General features: G+C 63.4%; 19 protein-coding genes. 18 read left to right on the top strand and 1 reads right to left on the bottom strand.

The genetic code is table 11. The features are described 5' to 3' along the window. Nucleotides 1–50: 50 nt before the first annotated feature. The 15 genes from DFP86_RS03085 to accD all read left to right on the top strand — a co-directional run bounded on the left by DFP86_RS03085 (nt 51) and on the right by accD (nt 16,812). The gene (locus DFP86_RS03085; protein ID WP_133678543.1) at nt 51–704 is read left to right on the top strand and encodes a fumarylacetoacetate hydrolase family protein; all 654 of its coding nucleotides are present in this window, start codon (nt 51–53) and stop codon (nt 702–704) included. Beyond that, nucleotides 701–1,117: an RNA-binding S4 domain-containing protein gene (locus DFP86_RS03080; RefSeq protein WP_133678542.1), complete on the top strand. Its 417-nt coding sequence runs from the start codon at nt 701–703 to the stop codon at nt 1,115–1,117. Before DFP86_RS03085 ends, DFP86_RS03080 begins: the two co-directional genes overlap by 4 nt. Beyond that, a complete protein-coding gene (locus DFP86_RS03075) occupies nt 1,114–2,271 on the top strand; it encodes an MFS transporter (protein ID WP_133678541.1) in 1,158 nt (385 codons plus the stop codon). The genes DFP86_RS03080 and DFP86_RS03075 overlap by 4 nt, the downstream gene beginning before the upstream one ends. Before the next feature lie 219 nt (nt 2,272–2,490). After that, nucleotides 2,491–3,897: a 3-isopropylmalate dehydratase large subunit gene (gene leuC / locus DFP86_RS03065; protein WP_133678539.1), complete on the top strand. Its 1,407-nt coding sequence runs from the start codon at nt 2,491–2,493 to the stop codon at nt 3,895–3,897. 9 nt (nt 3,898–3,906) lie between these two features. Next, nucleotides 3,907–4,542, top strand: coding sequence for a 3-isopropylmalate dehydratase small subunit (leuD, locus tag DFP86_RS03060; RefSeq protein ID WP_133678538.1), 636 nt, complete (start codon nt 3,907–3,909; stop codon nt 4,540–4,542). 11 nt (nt 4,543–4,553) lie between these two features. Continuing rightward, nucleotides 4,554–5,618: a 3-isopropylmalate dehydrogenase gene (gene leuB / locus DFP86_RS03055; RefSeq protein ID WP_133678537.1), complete on the top strand. Its 1,065-nt coding sequence runs from the start codon at nt 4,554–4,556 to the stop codon at nt 5,616–5,618. Between the two features lie 39 nt (nt 5,619–5,657). Further along, entirely contained in the window at nt 5,658–6,770 is a 1,113-nt protein-coding gene (gene asd, locus DFP86_RS03050) for an aspartate-semialdehyde dehydrogenase (protein WP_133678536.1), read from the top strand. Nucleotides 6,771–6,909: 139 nt separating this feature from the next. Then, nucleotides 6,910–7,923, top strand: a complete 1,014-nt coding sequence (locus DFP86_RS03045) for an aspartate-semialdehyde dehydrogenase (protein ID WP_133678535.1) — start codon at nt 6,910–6,912, stop codon at nt 7,921–7,923. Between the two features lie 251 nt (nt 7,924–8,174). Beyond that, the gene (locus DFP86_RS03040; protein ID WP_133678534.1) at nt 8,175–10,343 is read left to right on the top strand and encodes a motility hub landmark protein FimV; all 2,169 of its coding nucleotides are present in this window, start codon (nt 8,175–8,177) and stop codon (nt 10,341–10,343) included. Between the two features lie 79 nt (nt 10,344–10,422). Next, nucleotides 10,423–12,270 carry a FimV/HubP-related protein gene (locus DFP86_RS03035; RefSeq protein ID WP_133678533.1) on the top strand — a complete coding sequence of 616 codons (1,848 nt, stop codon included), beginning with the start codon at nt 10,423–10,425 and terminating at the stop codon, nt 12,268–12,270. Nucleotides 12,271–12,468: 198 nt separating this feature from the next. Further along, nucleotides 12,469–13,257: a tRNA pseudouridine(38-40) synthase TruA gene (truA, locus tag DFP86_RS03030; protein ID WP_133678532.1), complete on the top strand. Its 789-nt coding sequence runs from the start codon at nt 12,469–12,471 to the stop codon at nt 13,255–13,257. A gap of 4 nt (nt 13,258–13,261) precedes the next feature. Then, nucleotides 13,262–13,879, top strand: coding sequence for a phosphoribosylanthranilate isomerase (locus DFP86_RS03025; RefSeq protein WP_133678531.1), 618 nt, complete (start codon nt 13,262–13,264; stop codon nt 13,877–13,879). Beyond that, nucleotides 13,866–15,065, top strand: coding sequence for a tryptophan synthase subunit beta (gene trpB / locus DFP86_RS03020; RefSeq protein WP_133678530.1), 1,200 nt, complete (start codon nt 13,866–13,868; stop codon nt 15,063–15,065). Before DFP86_RS03025 ends, trpB begins: the two co-directional genes overlap by 14 nt. 13 nt (nt 15,066–15,078) lie before the next feature. Next, complete coding sequence (gene trpA / locus DFP86_RS03015; protein WP_133678529.1) at nt 15,079–15,867, top strand: tryptophan synthase subunit alpha; 789 nt, start codon at nt 15,079–15,081, stop codon at nt 15,865–15,867. Nucleotides 15,868–15,942: 75 nt separating this feature from the next. After that, entirely contained in the window at nt 15,943–16,812 is an 870-nt protein-coding gene (gene accD, locus DFP86_RS03010) for an acetyl-CoA carboxylase, carboxyltransferase subunit beta (protein ID WP_133678528.1), read from the top strand. An 85-nt stretch (nt 16,813–16,897) separates the two neighbouring features. Here the strand turns inward: accD and ppk2 are convergent, their stop codons facing one another. Beyond that, nucleotides 16,898–17,758 (bottom strand): polyphosphate kinase 2, encoded by an 861-nt coding sequence (gene ppk2 / locus DFP86_RS03005; RefSeq protein WP_208108213.1) that lies wholly within the window; start codon nt 17,756–17,758, stop codon nt 16,898–16,900. Nucleotides 17,759–18,117: 359 nt separating this feature from the next. On the opposite strand from ppk2, the gene DFP86_RS03000 reads away from it, so the two are divergent. The 3 genes from DFP86_RS03000 (at nt 18,118) to rpmE (ending at nt 21,505) form a co-directional block, all read left to right on the top strand. Beyond that, nucleotides 18,118–19,803: a glutamine--tRNA ligase/YqeY domain fusion protein gene (locus DFP86_RS03000; RefSeq protein ID WP_133678526.1), complete on the top strand. Its 1,686-nt coding sequence runs from the start codon at nt 18,118–18,120 to the stop codon at nt 19,801–19,803. A gap of 3 nt (nt 19,804–19,806) precedes the next feature. Further along, nucleotides 19,807–21,180: a cysteine--tRNA ligase gene (gene cysS, locus DFP86_RS02995; protein WP_133678525.1), complete on the top strand. Its 1,374-nt coding sequence runs from the start codon at nt 19,807–19,809 to the stop codon at nt 21,178–21,180. 106 nt (nt 21,181–21,286) lie between these two features. After that, entirely contained in the window at nt 21,287–21,505 is a 219-nt protein-coding gene (gene rpmE, locus DFP86_RS02990) for a 50S ribosomal protein L31 (protein ID WP_133678524.1), read from the top strand. Nucleotides 21,506–21,591 lie beyond the last annotated feature (86 nt).

The following is a 21,591-nucleotide window of genomic DNA, read 5'->3' as shown; positions in this document are numbered from 1 at the left end:
AGGTGGGTGGCTGGTGGGATAATAGGGCACAGGGAATTTAAGGAGATGTCATGAAGCAGGTGAAACTCGAGGGCCGCCCGGTCGCGGTCGCCACGATTTTCTGCGTGGGCCGTAACTATGCCGCGCATATCGCCGAACTCAACAATGTGCGCGACGACTTGCCGCTGGTGTTTCTCAAGCCGCAAAGCGCGCTACTCGGGCCAGGCGGTCGTTTGACCCTGCCGAAGTATTCGCACGATGTGCATCATGAGTGCGAACTCGTACTGTTGATCGGTCGCGATGCCGACCACCTGCCGGTGGAGCAGGCTCTCGATGCCGTGGCGGGGTATGGCGTCGGCCTGGATTTGACCGCGCGCGACATCCAAGGCGAACTCAAGGCCAAGGGCCATCCCTGGACGCGTGCCAAGGGGTTTCGCGGCTCGGCCTGCGTATCGGATTTCGTCGCCGCCAGTCGGGTGCCGGATCCCGCGCGACTGCGTTTCTCGCTCTCCGTGGGCGACGATGTGCGCCAGCGGGGCGATAGCGCCATGATGCTGCACGGTGTGGCCGAACTGGTGTCTTGGTTGTCCGCCGAATATGGCTTGCAAGCCGGCGACTTGATCTATACCGGCACGCCGGAGGGGGTGGGGCCGATTCATGCCGGCGCGCATTTGGTGGCCGAGCTCGACGGTCTGGTCTCGGCGCAGTGGGATGTGGTGCGATGAGCCGTAAGCCCCAGGTCGGCGAGGACGAGGACGGCAAGATACGGCTCGACAAGTGGCTGTGGGCCGCGCGCTTTTTCAAAACCAGGCAACTGGCGCACGAAGCCATCGAGCTGGGGCGCGTCCTGGTCGGTAGCGAGCGCGTCAAACCGTCGCGCACGGTCAATGTCGGCGACACGCTGCATCTGCGCATCAACCAGTTGGAATACCATGTGACCGTGATCGGCCTGTCGACGCAGCGCAAGTCGGCCAAAGACGCCCAGTCGTTGTATAGCGAAAGCGCCGAGTCCCAGGCGGCGCGCGAGGAGCGCGCGGCGCTCATCCGTGCCGAGCGCGCCAGCTTCCCGCATGGCGAGGGGCGGCCCACCAAGCGTGCACGGCGCGACATGCTGCGTTTCAAGGATACCTTCCAGTGATCTCGCTGCTACCGTTTGCCACCTACTACTTTTGCTATTTCGCCTACAACGGTCTGTTCAACCCCTTTTGGGGCTTGTATCTCGAGTCGCTGTCCTTTAGCCCCTGGCAGATCTCGCTCTTGATCGCCTTGTCGACCATGGCGCGTATCGTCGCGCCGGGCTTCTGGGGCTGGCTGGCAGATCGACGGCGTCAGCGCCGGCCGATCGTGGTCGCCACTTCGTTGATGGCCGCGCTGGGCTTCTTGTTGATCTGCCTGCACGCCAAAACCTTCGTCTGGGTGTTTTTCTGCCTGGCACTGGTGCATTTCTTCTGGGCGGCGTCGCTGCCTCTGGTGGAGGCCAGTACGGCACACCTGACGCGTAGCGAGCCCGGGCGCTATAGCCGGGTACGGGTATGGGGCTCGATCGGTTATCTGATTTTGGCGGTGGCGGGCGGCTATGCCCTCGACTGGCTGCACTTGTCCAGCCTGCCGTGGCTGGCCTTTGGCTTGCTGTGCGCCGTGTTGTGGTCGGCCTGGCGGCTGCCCGAAGTGGCGGCGCCGGCGCGCGCGCGCGGCCAGACCTCGCTCTGGGGGACGCTGCGCCAACCGCCGGTGGCGGCACTGTTCGCATGCTGCTTCCTGATGGCCTTCGCCTTCGGGCCGTATTACACCTTTTATTCCATCGGCCTGAGGCAGGCCGGCTTCGACAAGAGCGCCATCGGCTGGCTATGGGCGGTGGGCGTCATGGCGGAAATCGGTGTGTTCTGGTTCATGCCGCGCATCATGGGCGCCATTGCGCTGGAACGGCTAATGCTGTTGTCGCTGGTGGCGGCGGTGCTGCGCTTCTCGCTGATGGCGCTGGCGATCGGCAATCCGCTCTTGGCGGTGTTGTCGCAAGCGCTGCATGCGCCGACCTTCGCCATCCACCACGCCGCATCCATCGGCTTGATCCATCGCCATTTCGCCGAGCAGCACCATGCCAAGGGCCAGGGTTTGTACATCATCTTCTCGTTCGGCATCGGCGGTAGCCTGGGCGGCCTGCTGTCCGGCGTACTGTGGACCCATGGCGGCGTGCCGCTGGTGTTCAGCCTCTCCGCCTGCGCGGCACTGATTGGCGTCGGGGTGTGCTGGCGCTGTTTGCGACCGTCGCGGCAGGTCTTGGCCACGAGCTAAAAAATCGTTTTCCGGACGAAATGTCCAATCTATCCGACACCTTGTCCAACGCCCGGTTTTTTCGACAAAAACCGGGCTTTTTGCTGCTTGTCCGCGGCGATGTTGCTATGCAAGAATGGTCAAAACTAAACCTGTCGGCGACTTTCTCGCAGTACGGCGAGTAGCGATCGACACGGAGGCAATGCCGTATTCGTATTTTGGACAAAAGAGAAATCACAGATGAGCGGACAAACATTGTATGACAAGCTGTGGGCACGTCATGTCGTGCACGAGGAGGCTGACGGGACGGTGTTGCTGTACATCGACCGTCACTTGGTGCACGAAGTGACCAGTCCGCAGGCATTCGAGGGGTTGAAACTCGCCGGCCGCACGCCCTGGCGTATCGGCTCGGTGGTTGCCACCGCCGACCACAATACCCCGACCGACCATTGGGAACTGGGTATCCAGGATCCGATTTCCCGGCTGCAGGTCGAGACGCTGGATGCCAATATCCAGGAATTCGGCGCCCGGGCCTATTTCCCGTTCCGCGACAGTCGCCAAGGCATCGTGCACGTCATCGGGCCGGAGCAGGGCGCGACGTTGCCGGGCATGACCGTGGTTTGCGGCGACAGCCATACTTCGACCCACGGCGCCTTCGGTGCGCTGGCGCACGGCATCGGCACTTCCGAAGTCGAGCATGTGCTGGCGACCCAGTGTCTGGTGGCCAAGAAATCCAAGAACATGCTGGTGCGCGTCGACGGCGAACTGCCTGTCGGCGTTACCGCCAAGGACATGGCGCTGGCGATCATCGGCCATATCGGCACCGCCGGCGGCACCGGCTACGCCATCGAGTTCGGCGGCTCGGCGGTGCGTGCGTTGTCGATGGAAGGGCGTATGACGCTCTGCAATATGGCCATCGAGGCCGGCGCCCGTTCGGGGCTGGTGGCGGTGGATCAGACGACGATCGACTTTTTGCGCGGCCGCCCGCTGGCGCCCGCTGCGGCCGACTGGGAGCGCGCAGTCGAAGATTGGCGCACGCTGACGTCGGATCCGGATGCCGCCTTCGACGCCACGGTCGAACTGGATGCCGCCGAGATGGTGCCCCAGGTGACCTGGGGGACTTCGCCGGAAATGGTCTGCGGCGTCGATGGCCAAGTGCCGGATCCCGCGAACGAGCACGATCCGATTCGACGCGAGGGCTTGATGCGCGCGTTGCACTACATGGGGTTGGCACCGTATACCCCGATTTGCGATATCAAACTGGATAAAGTGTTCATCGGTTCCTGTACCAACTCGCGCATCGAGGATCTACGCGCCGCCGCCGCCGTGGTGCGCGGCCGCAAGAAGGCCGAGTCGGTGCGCCAGGTTCTGGTGGTGCCGGGGTCGGGGCTGGTCAAGGCGCAGGCCGAGGCCGAGGGCCTGCACCAGGTGTTTCTCGATGCCGGTTTCGAATGGCGCGAGCCGGGCTGCTCGATGTGCCTGGCGATGAACGCCGACCGACTGGAGCCCGGCGAGCGTTGCGCCGCAACCTCGAACCGCAACTTCGAGGGACGGCAGGGGCAGGGCGGGCGCACGCACCTGGTGAGCCCGGCCATGGCCGCCGCCGCAGCGGTGACCGGTCATTTCGTCGACATTCGAACCTTTTGAGGAGGCGCCATGAGAGCCTTTACCACACTCGATGGGCTGGTGTGCCCGCTCGATCGCGCCAATGTCGATACCGATGCGATCATCCCCAAGCAGTTTCTCAAGTCGATCAAGCGCGCCGGCTTCGGCCCCAATCTGTTCGACGAATGGCGCTACCTGGATCATGGCGAACCGGGCATGGACAATAGCCGGCGCCCGCTGAACGGCGATTTCGTGCTCAACATGCCGCGCTTCCAGGGGGCGGAAATCCTGCTCGCGCGCGAGAATTTCGGATGCGGTTCCAGCCGCGAGCATGCGCCGTGGGCATTGGAGGATTATGGTTTCCGCGCCATTATCGCGCCGAGTTTCGCCGACATCTTTTTCAATAACTGCTACAAGAACGGCGTGTTGCCGATCGTGTTGTCGGCCGATGCGGTCGACCGACTGTTCGTCGAGTGCGCGACGCATCCCGGCTATCGGCTGTCGATCGACCTGGCACGCCAGACGGTAGATACGCCGTCCGGACGCAGCTACCGTTTCGACATTACCGAGCATCGCAAGCATTGTCTGCTCAACGGTCTGGACGAAATCGGCCTGACTTTGCGCCACGCCGACAAGATTCGCGCCTTCGAGGCGCATATTGCCGCCGACAAGCCCTGGTTGCTGTAAAGGAGCGTTATATGAAAATTGCCGTTTTGCCCGGCGACGGGATTGGCCCGGAAATCGTGACCCAGGCCTGCCGCGTGCTCGACGTACTCAAAACCGACGGCCTGCCGGTGGAGACCGAGATGGGCGTGTTGGGCGGCGCCGCCTACGACCGCCATGGCGATCCCTACCCGGAAGCGACGCGCCAACTGGTGCACGCCGCCGACGCGGTGCTGCTTGGCGCGGTCGGCGGGCCGCAGTACGACAAGCTCGAACGACCGTTGCGGCCCGAGCGCGGCCTGTTGGCGATCCGCAAAGACCTGGGACTGTTCGCCAATCTACGCCCGGCGTTGCTCTATCCCGAGCTGGCCTCTGCCTCGACGCTCAAACCCGAGGTGGTTGCCGGGCTCGACATCATGATCGTGCGCGAGCTGACCGGCGATATCTATTTCGGCCAGCCGCGCGGCATTTCGATCAATGAACTGGGCGAGCGCGAGGCCTATAACACCATGCGCTACAGCGAGAGCGAGGTGCGCCGCATTGCCCATGTGGCGTTCGACATCGCCATGAAACGTTCGCGCCGGTTGTGCTCGGTGGACAAGGCCAATGTGCTGGAGACCACCGAGTTCTGGAAGGAAATCATGATCGATGTCGGGCGCGAATACCCCGAGGTCGAACTCAGCCATATGTATGTCGATAACGCGGCGATGCAACTGGTACGCAACCCCAAGCAGTTCGACGTCATGGTGACCGGCAATATCTTCGGCGACATCCTGAGCGATGAAGCGTCGATGCTGACCGGCTCGATCGGCATGTTGCCCTCGGCCTCGCTCGACGAGAACAACAAGGGCTTGTACGAGCCGAGCCACGGCTCGGCGCCGGACATCGCCGGGCGCGATCTGGCCAATCCGCTGGCGACCATCTTGTCGTTGGCGATGATGCTGCGCTACACCTTCAATCGCGACGATGCCGCCCTGCGCGTGGAAGGCGCGGTCAAGAAGGTGCTGGCCGCCGGCTTGCGTACGGCCGACATTTATCAACCGGGTTGCGAAAAGGTCGGCTGCGCCGCGATGGGCGATGCCGTCGTGGCCGCGCTGTAAGCTGCGCGAACAGAATAGACGTTGAAAGGAAATAGACAGATGCGAGTGGGATTTGTAGGTTGGCGCGGCATGGTCGGCTCGGTGCTGATGCAGCGCATGAACGAAGAACGGGACTTTGTCCATATCGACGAGCCGGTGTTTTTCACCACTTCCAATGTCGGCGGCAAGGCGCCGGAGATCGGCCGCGATGTGCCGCCGCTCAAGGATGCCTATTCGGTCGATGCATTGTCGTCCATGGACGTGGTGGTCACTTGCCAAGGCGGCGACTACACCAACGAGGTGTATCCGAAACTGCGGGCAGCAGGCTGGAAGGGCTATTGGATCGATGCCGCATCGAGTTTGCGCATGGTCGACGACGCCATTATCGTGCTCGATCCGGTCAACCGTCAGGTGATCGACCGGGCGCTCGCCGGCGGCGTCAAGAACTACATCGGCGGCAATTGCACGGTATCGCTGATGTTGATGGCGCTATCCGGGCTGTTTCAGCGCGATCTGGTGGAGTGGGTGAGTGCCATGACCTACCAGGCGGCTTCGGGCGGCGGCGCGCAGCATATGCGCGAGCTCTTGTCCGGCATGGGGGCGCTCCATGCCGCGGTGGCTCCGCAATTGGCCGATCCGGGCAGCGCGATTCTCGATATCGATCGCGCGGTGACCGCCACCTTGCGCGACGACGCCTTTCCGACCAAGCAGTTCGGCGTGCCGTTGGCCGGTAGCCTGATTCCGTGGATCGACAAGGACCTGGGGAACGGCCAGTCGAAGGAAGAGTGGAAGGGGCAGGCCGAGGCCAATAAGATTCTCGGCCGCGGCGATGCGCCGATCGTGGTCGACGGTCTGTGCGTGCGTATCGGTGCCATGCGTTGTCACAGCCAGGCACTGACCGTGAAGCTCAAGCATGACGTACCGCTGGATGAAATCGACGACATGCTGGCCTCGGCGCATGCCTGGGCGCAGGTGGTGCCGAACGAGCGCGAGGCTTCGATGCGCGAATTGAGCCCGGCGGCGGTCAGCGGTACGCTGCGCACGCCGGTGGGCCGTTTGCGCAAACTGGGCATGGGCGGCGACTATCTGTCGGCCTTTACCGTTGGCGACCAGCTGCTGTGGGGCGCGGCCGAACCGTTGCGCCGCATGCTGCGTATCCTGCTCGAAAGGTAAATGCTGTAAACGTAGCGGATAGGGCGGTAGAATAGCGCCCGTTTCGTAGGGTGCAATCGCGGCGTGCGGTGCCGCATTGCGCCATCCCCAAGGGGCGCGCGAGCGCCCCTGTTGCTTTGGCTCCAAAAGGACTTCCACCATGTCGCAAGCTCTGCAAGTTGCCGTTGTCGGCGCCACCGGCCTGATCGGCCGCGCCATTCTCGATCTTTTGGCCGAACGCCAGTTTCCTGCGAAGCGGGTGTGCGCCGTCGATGGGACGGAGCATGAAGGCGAGGTCGTGGCTTACGGCAATCTGGAGCTCGATGTGCAGCCGCTCGACGAGGTGTCGTTCGATAACATCGACCTGGCCTTTTTCGTCGCCGGTAGCGAGGTGTCGCGCCAGTTGGCACCGCAAGCGCGGGCGGCCGGCGCCACGGTGATCGACTTCAGTTCGGCGTTCCGTCTCGATGAGCAGGTGCCGTTCGTAGTGCCGCGCATCAATGGCGCGGGCCTGCTTGCACAAGAGGACGTGTCGTTGGTGTCGGTGCCGAACTGCACCGTCACGCCGCTGGCGGTGGCACTCAATGCACTGGCCGCAAACGGCCTCTCCCGGGTCACCGTATCGACCTATCAGTCGGTTTCGGGCACCGGACAGGAGGCGCTGGAGGTGCTGGCGGATCAAACCACGGCATTGTTCGGCCAGCGCGAGGTCGAAACCACGGTTTACCCCAAGCGCATTGCCTTCAACCTGCTGCCGCGTATCGGCGAGGTACAGGGCGACGGCGGCACCAGCGAAGAGCAGTCGGTGATCGACGAAGTGCGTCGCCTGCTCGGCCAGCCGGCGCTGCCGGTCGAGGTGACTTGTGTGCGGGTGCCGGTGTTCTTCGGCCACGCCTGGTCGGTGAATGTGGCGCTGTCGCAGCCGCTCGAGGTCGAGCGCGCGCGCAAGCTCTTGGCCGCCAACGGCATCCATGTGGTGGACGACTCGCAGCGCGAGGATGGCTATGCCACGCCGATGGAGGTGGCCGGGTCCGACCGCATCTGGGTCAGCCGGGTGCGCGCGACCGAGGCCGGCCTGGCGTTTTGGCTGACCGCCGATAACGTACGCGTCGGCGCGGCGCTCAATTGCGTCGAGGTAGCCGAGGCGCTGCTCGCGGCCGGCAAACTGCGCTGACGATGGCGGAGCGCGCCCCGTCGGATGGCCATGATTGACGACGGCCGCAGGAGCGGTCGTGTCTGCTGGCCGACATTCGGCCCCTTTTTGGTCAAAGTCGAGCCAAATAAGGGACGCGCCGGGCGTATCTGCTGGCTAATTCTGTCAGCACATCCTAATATTGCAGTATTTAGCGAGATTTGGCGTTTATTCGCCATATGTTGTGTCCTGATCGACGTCGCGGATGACAAACCGTGGCGGGAGGAGACGATGTGTTGAGACGATTCACTGCCGCATTGGCGATCGCTCTGTTTTCCGTCTGTGCCTGGGCCGATTTCGGACCCATCCGAGTTTATTCGCGCCTTGGCGAACCGTTGCGCGCCGAGGTGGCGCTTAACGATACCGAGTCGCTGGATACTTCCCACTGGCGGATTGGCCTAGCCGATCGGGCTGCTTTCGACGACCTCAATTTCGTCTACGCCCCGGAGCTGTCCGAACTGCGCTTCTCTCTGCACGCCGGCCCCAATGGTCCGATGGTGTCGATCCGTTCGCAAAAGCCGATCCGTACCCCCTATCTGCAGTTCGTGCTGCAGTTGCGCTCTTCGGGCACACGTTGGGTGAAGGGGTTTGAGGTGCAGCTGGAGACGCGCGGCGAGGGCGATGTGATCGATGTGCCGCCCGAAGCGGCCGTGCCGACGCCGCGCGCCGTGCATTCCTCGCCGGCGGGCGCCAAGTCTGCCGGTAACACGTTGTCGGTCGGCAAGCAGGACACACTCGCCTCGCTGGCGGCCAAGATTCGCCCGGCGGGTATCCGTCCAAGTCAGGCAATGGCCGCGCTGTATCTGGCCAATCGCGCTAAGTTCAGTGCCGGCGATCCGCCGCAGCCGCGCGCCGGCGCAAAGCTGAGTATTCCCAGCCGTGCCACGATGAGCGCGTTGAGCGAAGCGCGAGCCCAAACGATCTTGCATCCCGCCGTCGCACGTCTGGCGCCATTGTCCGCTTCCGCTCCGCAGGCGACGCCGCCGGCGGCGGCTGCCGCAGTTGCCCCCGCCAAGACACCGGAGTCTGCCAAGAGTGCACCGGCAGTGCCCCCGCCCCCTCCGCCACTGGCTGCATCGCAGATCGCCGCCTACGCCGCGTCGGACGCGGCGGCGCGAGCACAAATCGACACGCTGTCGCAGCAAGTGAAGACGCGCGCCCAGGATTTGCAAAAAGCCAATCAGCACATTTCGGATCTCAATCGACGCATTCAGTCCCTGCAAGCCTCGGAAGCGGCTGTTGCCAAGCTGGTCGCCAACGGCATCAACTATAAGAGCCCGCGCGTACTGACCATCGGCGGCGTTTCCGTACTGGCGATCGCTTTACTGTTCTTCTTCCTGGGGCGTCGCGGCGGCCCGGGCAACGGTAGGAAGAAAGTGCCCAAGCCCAGCAAGAAGAATCCTCTGGCCAGCACTGGCGTGGCCCAGCCCGATCCGACCGCGGCAGAAGCCGGCGGCAAGGGCGATGCGCTGGCCGAGGCCGAGGTGTATTTGGCCTATGGACATGACGAGCAGGCGGAGGAGATATTGAGAAAGGCGCTCGATCTGCATCCTGGCCGCCAGGATGTGCGTGCCAAATTGCTCGAAATCTATGCTGCGCGGCCCGATCCAGCCAAGTTCGAAGTACTGGCGCGCGAGGTGCATGACGCCTATGACGGTCGCGGTGCGCACTGGGAGCGCGCGCGGGCGATGGGCTCGAGCATCGATCCGGAAAATCCGCTGTATCGCCCCGAGGAGGTTGCGATGCCTGCCGCCGCAACGCCGATGATGGATTTTTCGGCATTGGAGACGCCGGCCGCGGAGACAGAGCAGGCTGCGCTGTCGCTGCCCGATGGCGCGTTGGACTTCTCGATGGACGAACCGGCGATTGTGCCGCCGGCCGAGAACAAGGCCGACGACCACAGTTTGCTGGATTTCGATTTCTCGCTGGAAAACAAGATTCAGTCGCCCGCGGCCGAGGCGGCGTTGCTCGGCGAACCCGATCTATCGATGCTCGACGATCCGGCCCTGGCCGCTCCGGCGCCGCAGGCCATGCCGGCCGACAATCTGGATTGGCCCGACATGCCGACCGAGCCCGCCGTCGAGCGTGCCGCCGAACCGGCGCCTCAGTCGGCATCCGGTGACGTGTCGGCGCCCGATCCGTTCGAGGAGGCGCTGGCGCTCGCGTCCGAGGCGGCCGCCGAGCCCGAGGCTATGCCGGAGGCCGAGGTGACGGTGGAGGATGTGGACTCGCCGTTCGCGCAGGATGACGAGGCGTTGGCCACCAAGCTGGATCTCGCCCGAGTCTATCTCGATATGGGCGATAACGAAGGCGCGCGCGAGGTGTTGCAAGAACTGATCCGCGAGGCCAAGGGCAAACTGAAGAAGCAGGCCGAAGACATGCTGGCGCAGGTCATGGGGTGAGCCATCGCATGAAACGGATCCGGAGGCTTTCTCGTTCTTCTCGCGCGATGGGCTGGCATCGCGCCGCTGGAGTCGCGTTGTGACCTGTCCTCTCCGGCGCCATCTGCTGGCCGCCGCAGTGTCCGGGCTGTTCGTTTGGCCGCATTGCGCCTTGGCGGGACTCGGTCGGATCGAGGTGCTGTCCGCGCCTGGTGAGGCCTTCTCGGCCATCATTCCCTTTGTCGACGATATGCCGACTGGCGATACGACCGTCGCGTTGGCCGACCGTCATCGCTATCCCATGCTGTCGCCGTTCAGCGCATCGGCCGACCGGTTGCATTTCACGCTGCAGCGCGCGGCCGACGGCAAACCCACTGGCGTGCTGGTGGCCGGACCGGCACGCCTGCCCGAGAATGAGCTGGATTTCGCCGTGGCGGTCCAGTGGGATGCGGGCGGCGCGGTACGCGAGTATCAACTCGATGCACGCCGCGCAGCGCATAAGTCGCCCGCGCCGGTGCGCGACGACGATAAGAAGCCGCAGATCTCGCCGGCCGCCCATGGCGGCGTCGACAATATCGCGCTCGGGGCGCTCAAGGTGCATTCGGCGCCGGGCGCACCGCTGGTGGCCGAAGCCGCTTGGCTTGGCCGCGCACCGATCGATCCTGCGCGTTTGCGCGTCCGGGTGTCGCCCGCCGGCGCAGGCACACCGTCGCCCGAGATGCTTGCACTGTTGTCCTCGCTGAAATATGCCTTGGCGCCGGGGCCGGATGGCGGTCGCTTGCTGCAATTGCACTCCCAACTGCCGCTGGATCTACCGCAATTGGATTTCCGATTGGATGTCAGCCTGGGGGACGCGCGCGCTGCGCGTCGTTATCGCCTGACGTTGCGCGGGCAGACGGTTCACGTGGCGGAGTTCGGTGCGATCTCGCCCAAGGCCGCCTTCCGTGTTGTGCGCGTGCTGCCCGGCGATACGCTGTCCGCCGTGGTGCGCCGGCTGCGGCATGAGGGGGTTTCGCCCGGCGAGGCGATGCGACGGCTGTATCGGGAAAATCCGCGTGCCTTCATCGATGGCGATATGGATCTGCTGTTGGCCGGCGCTTTGCTGCGTTATCCGGCGCAGTGGGCGCCGGCTTCGGCGCCGCTTGCGCCGCCGGTTGCCGCGACGCCGGCGAGCGGCGACGCCGAGGCCGTGCGGCTCTCGGCGTTGCGCGGCAAGCTCGCGCAGCAGGAGCGGTTACTGTCCAGTGCCCACGAGGTTTCACAGGCGCTGGAACAGAAGTTGGCCGATCTCAAGCGCCACCATACCCCTGTGCCCGCCCCTGTCCAGCCAGCGCCGGCTGCTGGCGAGGCCAGGCTGCCGCCAACATTGGCGATGGCGGGCGGTGGTGCGGCATTGGTGGCCGCGGCCGTGACCGCGTTGGCCCTGCGTCGGCGTCGCCTGCGGGTGCCGGGTGCTTCGTCGGATGGCGCGGCAACGGGCACGCCGACCGTCGAGGGTTTGCGGCAGTGGTTGCGCTATGACCCGACGCGCGACGATCTACGTTATCGGCTATTGTTGCTGCTGGCGAGCCAAAACGACCTGGCGGGATTCATCGACCAGGCGGAGGCGGCACGCGAACGCTTCGAACCGGATAGCGAGATGTGGCAGGGCGTGTTGAGGATGGGACGCGAATTGGCGCCGGAGCATGATTGGGAGGGACGGCCCGCTGAGCCCGAGCCCAGAAATGCGCCAATGCCGGAGGCGATGCCGGAGCGCCCGTTGCTGGAGCTTGGCGGGTTGGACGACCTGGCCGCCGAACAGGTGGCCTTCCGCGATACGCAGGCCGACCCCACCGAGGCGGCGCCTGAACTGCCTGAGCAGATCGATCAGCAGGCATTGGCCCAATTGTTCATGGAGATGGGCGACCGCCAGTCGGCGCAGAATCTGCGACATCATCCGGGCGCCTGAAACTCGAACGAACGCCGTAAGCGCGCCCGTAGCGGCTTGAACCGCGATACCCTCCCCAAAAAAAGCATCATCCCCCGTCCTCTTTCTCGCGGCTCCTATGCGGCATTTGGAAGGCATCCCGTGGCCAGAGAACGGTGGCATGAGGTAGAGTGGGGGTTTAGGTATGGATATGGCGGTTGGATTTAGGATGGTGAATCGATGAGAATCGCGCTCGGCGTGGAGTATGACGGTCGGGCGTTCGCGGGCTGGCAGACGCAACCACACGGCAATACGGTACAGGATGAACTCAACCGAGCGCTGGCGGCGATTGCAGGCCGGGCGGTGAGCACGGTGGCCGCCGGGCGCACCGATGCCGGTGTGCACGCATCGCAGCAGGTGGTGCATTTCGATTGCGAGGTGTCGCGGCCGGACAGCGCTTGGGTCCGCGGCGTGAACAGCCATCTGCCGCCCTCGGTGTCGGTTCTGTGGGCGCGGCGGGTCGGCGACGATTTTCACGCCCGCTTCTCGGCCTTTTGTCGTAGTTACAGTTATTACCTGTTGTCGTATCCTGTTCGTCCATCTCTGTTGGCCGGCAAGGTCGGCTGGTTTCACCAGCCATTGGACGTCGAGGCGATGCGGGATGCGGCGGCCAGTCTGCTCGGACGCCACGATTTTTCTAGTTTTCGCGCGTCCGAATGCCAAGCGAAAAGCCCGGTCAAGGATCTGCAGCAGCTCGAACTGAGCGCGTACCAGGGCTTGATCCGTTTCGATCTGCGCGCGGATGCTTTTTTGCACCACATGGTGCGCAATATCGTCGGCGCACTGGTGTATGTCGGCAAGGGGGCCATGACGACGGCGGATATGCAGCGTCTGCTAGCTGCGCGCGATCGTACCGAAGCACCGCCGACCTTCATGCCCGATGGCTTGTACCTGACCGGTGTCGGTTATCCGGAAGAATTCAATTTGCCCGCCGTGGCCGACATGGCGCGGCTGACATTGTGGAGATGAGACGATGCGGGTGAAAATTTGCGGCATCACGCGCCCCGCGGACGGTGCCGAGGCGGCCCGGTTGGGAGCCGACGCCATCGGCCTGGTGTTCTACGATAAGAGCCCGCGCCATGTGACGCTCGATGCGGCGCACGCGGTGGTGGCGGCGTTGCCTCCCTTCGTCAGTGTGGTGGCGCTGTTCGTCGATCCGGCGCGCGAGGAAGTCGAACGCGTTGTCGCGGCGCTGCCGATCGACGTGCTGCAGTTTCACGGCGACGAGACGCCAGCTTTTTGTCGCTCGTTCCAACGGCCGTATCTGAAGGCGGTACGGATGCGCCCGGGGGTGGACCTGGCGGCCGTCGCCGGCGAATACGCCGATGCGCGCGGACTGTTGGTCGACGCCTTCGTCGATGGCGTGCACGGTGGCACCGGCACGCGTTTCGACTGGTCTTTGCTGCCGGCGGATCTGCCGGTGCCGTTGGTCCTGTCGGGCGGACTGGATGAGCATAATGTCGCCGATGCCGTGCACCGCGTGCGTCCCGCCGCGGTGGACGTGTCGAGCGGCGTGGAAGTTTCAAAGGGGATCAAGGATGCCGGCCGAATGGCGGCATTCATACAAGGAGCGAAATATGGATCAATATGATCTTCCGGATGCCGGGGGCCATTTCGGAACCTACGGCGGCATCTATGTCGCCGAGACGTTGATGGCGGCACTTGAGGAACTCAAGGCGGAATATGCGCGAGCCAAGGCCGATCCGGCCTTCTGGGCCGAGTATCGCCAAGAGTTGGCGCACTATGTCGGTCGGCCGTCGCCGATCTACCATGCGCGCCGATGGTCGGAGGCGCTTGGTGGTGCCCAGATCTACCTCAAGCGGGAGGATCTGAACCATACCGGCGCCCACAAGGTGAACAACACCATCGGCCAGGCGCTGTTGGCGCGCCGCATGGGCAAGAAGCGCGTGATCGCCGAAACCGGCGCCGGCCAGCACGGCGTGGCCTCGGCCACCGTCGCGGCGCGCTACGGCATGGCGTGCGTGGTCTATATGGGATCCGAGGACATCAAGCGCCAATCGCCCAATGTTTATCGCATGAAGCTGTTGGGCGCCACCGTGGTGCCGGTCGAATCCGGTTCGCGCACGCTGAAAGATGCGCTTAACGAGGCCATGCGCGACTGGGTGACCAACGTCGACTCGACGTTCTACATCCTCGGCACCGCCGCCGGCCCGCACCCGTATCCGATGTTGGTGCGCGATTTTCAGCGGGTGATCGGCGAGGAGTGCAAGGTGCAGATGCCGGAGATGATCGGCCGCCAGCCGGATGTGGTGGTGGCCTGCGTCGGCGGCGGTTCCAACGCCATTGGGCTATTCCATCCCTACATCGATGTGCCTGGGGTGCGTATCGTCGGCGTCGAGGCGGGAGGCGAGGGGCTCGATGGCGTGCGCCACGCGGCGCCGCTCTCTGCCGGCACGCCCGGGGTTTTGCACGGTTTTCGCGGTTATCTGATGCAGGATGCCGACGGCCAGATCATCGAGACCCATTCGGTGTCGGCCGGCTTGGATTATCCGGGTGTCGGGCCGGAGCACTGTTATCTGAAGGACAGTGGCCGCGCCGAATATACCGCTATCGATGACGACGAGGCTTTGCGCGCGTTCCACGACTGTTGCCGACTAGAGGGCATCATTCCTGCGCTGGAGTCGAGCCACGCGCTGGCCTGGGCCGCCAAGGCCGCGCCGTCCATGGATCGCGACCAGGTGATCCTGGTCAATCTGTCCGGCCGCGGCGACAAGGACATCAATACCATCGCCGGCCTGTCCGGCATCAGCCTGTAATCGGGAGGGGCGCATGTCGCGTATTGCAGAGTGTTTCAACCGGCTTGGCGGGCAAAAGGCGCTGATTCCATTCATCACCGCCGGGGATCCCAATCCGAAGCTGACCGTCGATCTGATGCTCGGTCTGGTGGACGGCGGCGCCGATATCATCGAGCTGGGCGTGCCGTTTTCCGATCCCATGGCCGATGGTCCGGTGATTCAGCGCGCTTCCGAGCGCGCACTCAAGCATCATGTCAGCTTGGCCCAAGTGCTGGAAATGGTGGCCGCGTTCCGGCTGGAGAATAGCCATACGCCGGTCGTGCTGATGGGCTATCTGAACCCGGTGTGCGCGATGGGTTTCCAGCGTTTCGCCGAACGTGCCGCCGCGAGCGGCGTCGATGGCGTACTGACGGTGGACTGCCCGCCGGAAGAGGCGGAGGAGCTGACTGGCGCCCTCAACGCAGCCGGGCTCGATCCGATCTTTCTGGTGGCGCCGACCACGCCGCCCGAGCGGGTTGCCCGCATCGGTCGACTGGCACGCGGATATGTCTATTATGTGTCGTTAAAAGGCGTAACTGGCGCCGGTCATCTGGACATTGCTGAAGTTACGGGTAAAATTGCGGCCCTTAGGGAATCAATTCCCGTCCCTATCGGGGTGGGTTTCGGCATTCGTGATGCTGAAACTGCCCGTGCGCTGGCAAGCAGCGCCGACGCGATTGTCGTCGGCAGTCGGCTGGTGCAGGAAATCGAGGCCGCCGAGCCGCAAGCCGCCAAGCAGCGGCTCGCACGCCTGGTGGCCGAATTGAAATCGGCCATTCGCTAGAGCCTTTGCTCTGGAGCGAACAAGGCCCGACGTGACGGCCCGGCACCGCCGGGCCGAATTGTCCAAGGAGTCTGCATGAGCTGGTTGAACAAGCTCCTGCCGCCGAAGATCAAGCGCGAAGGCCGCGCGGATCGACCGTCGGCGGTGCCGGAAGGTTTGTGGAGCAAGTGCTCCGCGTGCGAAGCCGTCCTGTATTACACCGATCTGGAATCCAATTTGCAGGTCTGCCCGAAGTGCGGGCATCATCACCCGTTGCGTGCCCGTGCTCGCATCGACATGCTGCTCGACGCAGAGGGCCGCCGCGATGTCGGCAGCGAGGTCAAGCCGGTCGATGTGCTGAAATTCAAGGATAGCAAGCGCTATGTGGATCGCCTGAGCGTTGCCCAGGCCGATACCGCCGAGGATGACGCGCTGGTGGTCGTTCAGGGTAGCATCCTGTCTGTGCCGGCCGTTGCCGCGGCATTCGAGTTCAAGTTCATCGGCGGTTCCATGGGTTCGGTGGTCGGCGAGCGATTCGTGCGCGGCGTGGAAGCTGCGGTCGAGGCGCGTGCACCGTTCATCTGCGTCTCGGCTTCCGGCGGTGCGCGCATGCAGGAGGGCCTGAACTCGCTGATGCAGATGGCCAAGACCAGCGCGGCGCTCGATCTGTTGACCCAGGCACGCCTGCCGTTCATCTCCATTTTGACCGACCCGACCATGGGCGGTGTGTCGGCATCGTTTGCCTTCCTCGGCGACGTGGTGCTGGCCGAGCCGGGCGCGCTGATCGGCTTCGCCGGCCCGCGCGTCATCGAGCAAACCGTGCGCCAGACATTGCCGGAAGGCTTCCAGCGCTCGGAGTTCCTGATGCAGAAGGGCGCAATCGACCAGATCGTCGATCGGCGCGAGATGAAGCAGCGCGTGGCCGATTTGCTGACTTTGCTGATGCGCGAACCTTCGGTGGCGTAAACTTTTGAAAAAAGGGGGTCCGGTCTTTCTTGTTGCTTGAAGCATGCAACAAGAAAGACCGGACCCCCTTTTTTTCGTTTTTCCGTCAGAAGCGGTCGATGATTTGCTCGTCCTGTTCGCCCAGTACGTGCGAGGCCGGGCCGGTCAAGAGCGAGTCGGGTTCGTACACGACCCGGGTGTTTTTGTCGGGGTAGGGCAGGTGCCAGAGGAAGTGGCGGATACAGTTGAGCCGGGCGCGTTTCTTGTCGTCGGCTTTGATCACGGTCCAGGGGGCGTCGGCGGTGTCGGTGTGAAAGAACATCGCCTTCTTTGCCGAGGTGTATTCATCCCACTTGTCCAACGACTGAATGTCGATCGGCGATAGTTTCCAGTGTTTTAGCGGGTCGTCGCGGCGCGAGATGAAGCGCCGCAGTTGTTCTTCGCGGCTGACCGAGAACCAGTACTTGAATAGCCGAATGCCGCTGTTGACCAGCATGCGCTCGAATTCCGGCGCCTGGCGCAGGAACTCCAGGTATTCGTTGGGGGTGCAGAAGCTCATTACCCGTTCGACCCCGGTGCGGTTGTACCAGGATCGGTCGAAGAACACCATTTCGCCTGCCGTCGGCAGGTGTTGGATATAACGCTGGAAATACCATTGGCCGCGCTCGACCTCGGTCGGTTTTTCCAGTGCCACCACGCGGGCGCTACGTGGGTTGAGATGTTCCATGAAGCGCTTGATGGTACCGCCCTTGCCGGCCGCGTCGCGTCCCTCGAACAGGATGACGATGCGTTGGCCGGACTCTTTTACCCAGTTCTGTACCTTGAGCAGTTCGATCTGCAAGTCGGCCTTGATGCGCTCGTATTCGGGGCGACGCATGCGGGTCTTGTAAGGGTAGTTGGGCGGCAGCGGCGCGGTGGTGCTGTCTTCCGATGAGCCGCGCGGCGCGCGGGCAATCTGCAACGCCATCGGGGCCTGGCTGATGGCCTCGATTTCCTTGGCGGCCTGAGCGCGTGCGGCGGCGGCCCGCTCCGACCGCTCGGAGCGCTGTCGGGGCGGCTTGGCGGCACGGGGGGGCTTGGCGGGCTCGGCTTGCGCGGCGGCGGGGGTGTCCGGCGCGGGGGTATCTGCGGTGGGGACGGTCGTGTCGGTCAACGGTTTGTCATTGGTCATGGCAATACCCCTGCAGTTGGAGTGGACAACACCATGCTACTGCGTTGGTATTTGTAGGTCGATAGCCTTTTTGTCATAAAACATGAGCCTGATCATGTCCACGCAAATCAGGTACAATCGGCCAATTACGCATTAACCTGACAACTGAACAGATAATGAGCACGGAAAACACCACGCCTGTCGTCAGCAACTTCATCCGCTCCATCATCGACGAGGATCTTGCCGCCGGCAGACATACCTCGATCGTGACCCGATTCCCGCCGGAACCGAACGGCTATCTGCACATCGGCCATGCCAAGTCGATCTGTCTGAACTTCGGCCTGGCGGACGATTACCAGGGCAACTGCCATCTGCGCATGGACGATACCAATCCGGAGAAAGAGTCCGACGAGTATGTGCGCTCGATTCAGGACAGCATCCGCTGGCTCGGCTTCCATTGGGATGGCGAGGTGCGCTATGCCTCCGACTATTTCGATGCCCTGTACGGCTACGCCGTGGCGCTGATTGGCTCTGGCCATGCCTATGTGTGCGAACTGACGCCGGAAGAAATGCGCGAATATCGCGGCAGCCTGACCCAACCCGGTCGCGACAGCCCGTACCGTAACCGCACCGTGGCGGAAAACCTCGACCTGTTCACGCGTATGAAGAACGGCGAGTTCCCGGATGGCAGCCGTACCTTGCGCCTTAAGATCGATATGGCGTCGGGCAACGTCAATCTGCGCGATCCGGTGATCTACCGCATCCGCCGCGTGCATCATCACCGCACCGGCGATAAGTGGTGCATTTATCCGATGTACGACTACACCCACTGTATTTCCGACGCGCTCGAGGGTATTACCCACTCGCTGTGCACGCTGGAGTTCGAAGACCATCGCCCGCTGTACGACTGGGTGCTGGATCACCTCGACGTGCCGTGCCATCCGCGTCAATACGAATTCTCGCGTCTGGAGATGCTCTCCACCTTGACCTCCAAGCGCAAACTCAACGCGCTGGTGACCGAAGGCCTGGTCGACGGTTGGGACGACCCGCGCATGCCGACAGTCGAGGGCATGCGCCGCCGTGGTTACAGCCCGGCCGGTATCCGCCTGTTCGCCCAGCGTATCGGTATCTCCAAGAGCGCCAATATCATCGACATGAGCGTGCTGGAAGGCGCGGTGCGCGAATCGCTCGAAAGCGAGGCGTCGCGCATTATGGCGGTGCTGGATCCGATCAAGGTGACGCTGACCAACTACACCGAAGGTCTGAGCGCCTCGCGGAGTGCGCCGTATCATCCGCATCATCCGGAGTTCGGCGAGCGCGAAGTGCCGATTGCGCGCGAGATCTGGGTTGAACGCGACGACTTTTCCGACGCGCCACCTAAGGGCTGGCAGCGCCTGACGCCCGGCGGCGAAGTGCGCTTGCGCTATTCCTACGTGATCAAGTGCGACGAGGTGGTCAAGGATGCCGCGGGGCAAGTGATCGAACTCAAGTGCTCGATCGATCACGACACGCTGGGCAAGAACCCGGAAGGCCGCAAGGTCAAGGGCGTGATCCACTGGGTTAGCGCGCGCCATGCCATTCCGGCCGAGGTGCGCCTGTACGACCGTTTGTTCTCCGAACCGCGCCCCGATGCCGTGCGCGGCGAGGATGGCGAGTATGTCGACTTCCGTCAGTTCCTGAACCCGGATTCGCTGCGAGTGATTACCGGCTACCTGGAGGCCACAGCGCTCGACGCCGCGCCTGAAGCCCGCTATCAGTTCGAGCGTCTCGGCTACTTCGTGGCCGACCGCTACGACCACCAGCCTGGCAAGAAAGCCGTGTTCAATCGCGCGGTCGGCCTGCGCGACACCTGGAGCAAGTAAGCGATGCTGAAACTCCACAATACGCTGACCCGCCAGAAAGAAGTCTTTACGCCGATCGAGGCCAACAAGGTGCGTATGTACGTATGCGGCATGACCGTGTACGACTTCTGCCACCTGGGCCATGCGCGCGTAATGGTGGTGTTCGATATGGTGGCGCGCTGGCTGCGTGCCAGCGGCTATCAAGTCAACTACGTACGTAACATCACCGATATCGACGATAAGATCATCCGTCGCGCCGCCGAGAACGGCGAGAGTATCGGCGAATTGACGCAACGCTTCATCGATGCGATGAACGAGGATAGCGGCGCGCTCGGTGTCGAGCGACCGGATCACGAGCCGCGTGCCACGGCCTTCGTGCCCGGCATGATTCGCATGATCGAAACCCTGATCGGCAATGGTCATGCCTACGCCGCCGAGAATGGCGACGTGTACTATGCGGTGCATGCGTTCGACGGCTACGGCAAGTTGTCGGGCAAGAGCCTGGACGATCTACGCGCCGGCGAGCGCGTCGAGGTCGACCCGCATAAGCGCGACCCGATGGACTTCGTATTGTGGAAGGCCGCCAAGCCGGGCGAGCCCTCGTGGGATTCGCCCTGGGGCGCCGGGCGGCCGGGTTGGCATATCGAGTGTTCGGTGATGAGCGAGCATCTGCTGGGCGAGCATTTCGACATCCATGGCGGTGGCGCCGACCTGCAGTTCCCGCATCACGAGAACGAAATCGCCCAGTCCGAGGGGGCGCACGGGCATACGTTCGTCAACTACTGGATGCATAACGGTTTCATTCGCGTCGATGACGAGAAGATGTCCAAATCGCTGGGCAACTTCTTTACCATCCGCGAGGTGTTGGCCAAGTACGACCCGGAGGTGGTGCGCTTCTTTATTTTGCGTGCCCATTACCGTAGCCCGCTCAACTATTCCGATGCCCATCTGGACGACGCGCGCGCCGCGTTGACACGCCTGTATACCGCGCTGAAGAGCGTACCGCCGACCGATGTGCGGCTCGAGTGGCATGACGAATACGCCGTGCGCTTCAAGGCGGCGATGGACGACGATTTCAACACTGTCGAAGCGATGGCGGTGTTGTTCGAGTTGGCGGGCGAAGTTCACAAGACCCAGTCGTCGGCGCTGGCGGGTCGGCTCAAGTCGCTGGCCGCCGTGCTCGGATTGTTGCAACGCGAGCCGCAGGCCTTCTTGCAGGGTGGGCAGGGCGATGCCGCCGGGCTGTCGGTCGAAGAGATCGAAGCCCGCATCGAGGCTCGCCGGCTGGCGCGGGCGCGCAAGGATTGGGCGGAGTCCGACCGGGTGCGCGATGAGTTGGCCGCGGCCGGGGTGGTGCTGGAGGATGGCGCCGGCGGCACGACTTGGCGTCGCAGTTGACGCGAAGTCGGCTCATGTGCTTGCCAAGCTGGCGCAATCGGCGGATAATCCACCGTTTCGTCATGTAGTACAGGCAAAACCCCTGTACCCGAGTAAAGGGAACCGAATGAAAACCGATATCCACCCGAATTATCAAGACGTCGCCGTGACCTGCTCTTGCGGTAACAGCTTCGTGACCAAGTCCACGATGGGCAAAGAAAACTTCCACATCGAAGTTTGCTCCAACTGCCACCCGTTCTATACCGGTAAGCAGAAGATCGTCGACACCGCCGGCCGCGTTGACAAGTTCAACCAAAAGTTCGGCAACTTCTTCAAGCGCGGCTAATTCCGCGAACGAAGTAGGAAGAAAGGCAGCCATTCATGGCTGCCTTTTTTATTTTTCGTCCAACGTGCTAAGCTAGCGTCCCACGC

This window comes from Paludibacterium purpuratum (assembly GCF_004363805.1).
Taxonomy (GTDB): domain Bacteria; phylum Pseudomonadota; class Gammaproteobacteria; order Burkholderiales; family Chromobacteriaceae; genus Paludibacterium; species Paludibacterium purpuratum.
The sequence above is the reverse complement of the archived record's forward strand: the minus strand, read 5'-3'. Positions and strand labels throughout refer to the sequence as shown.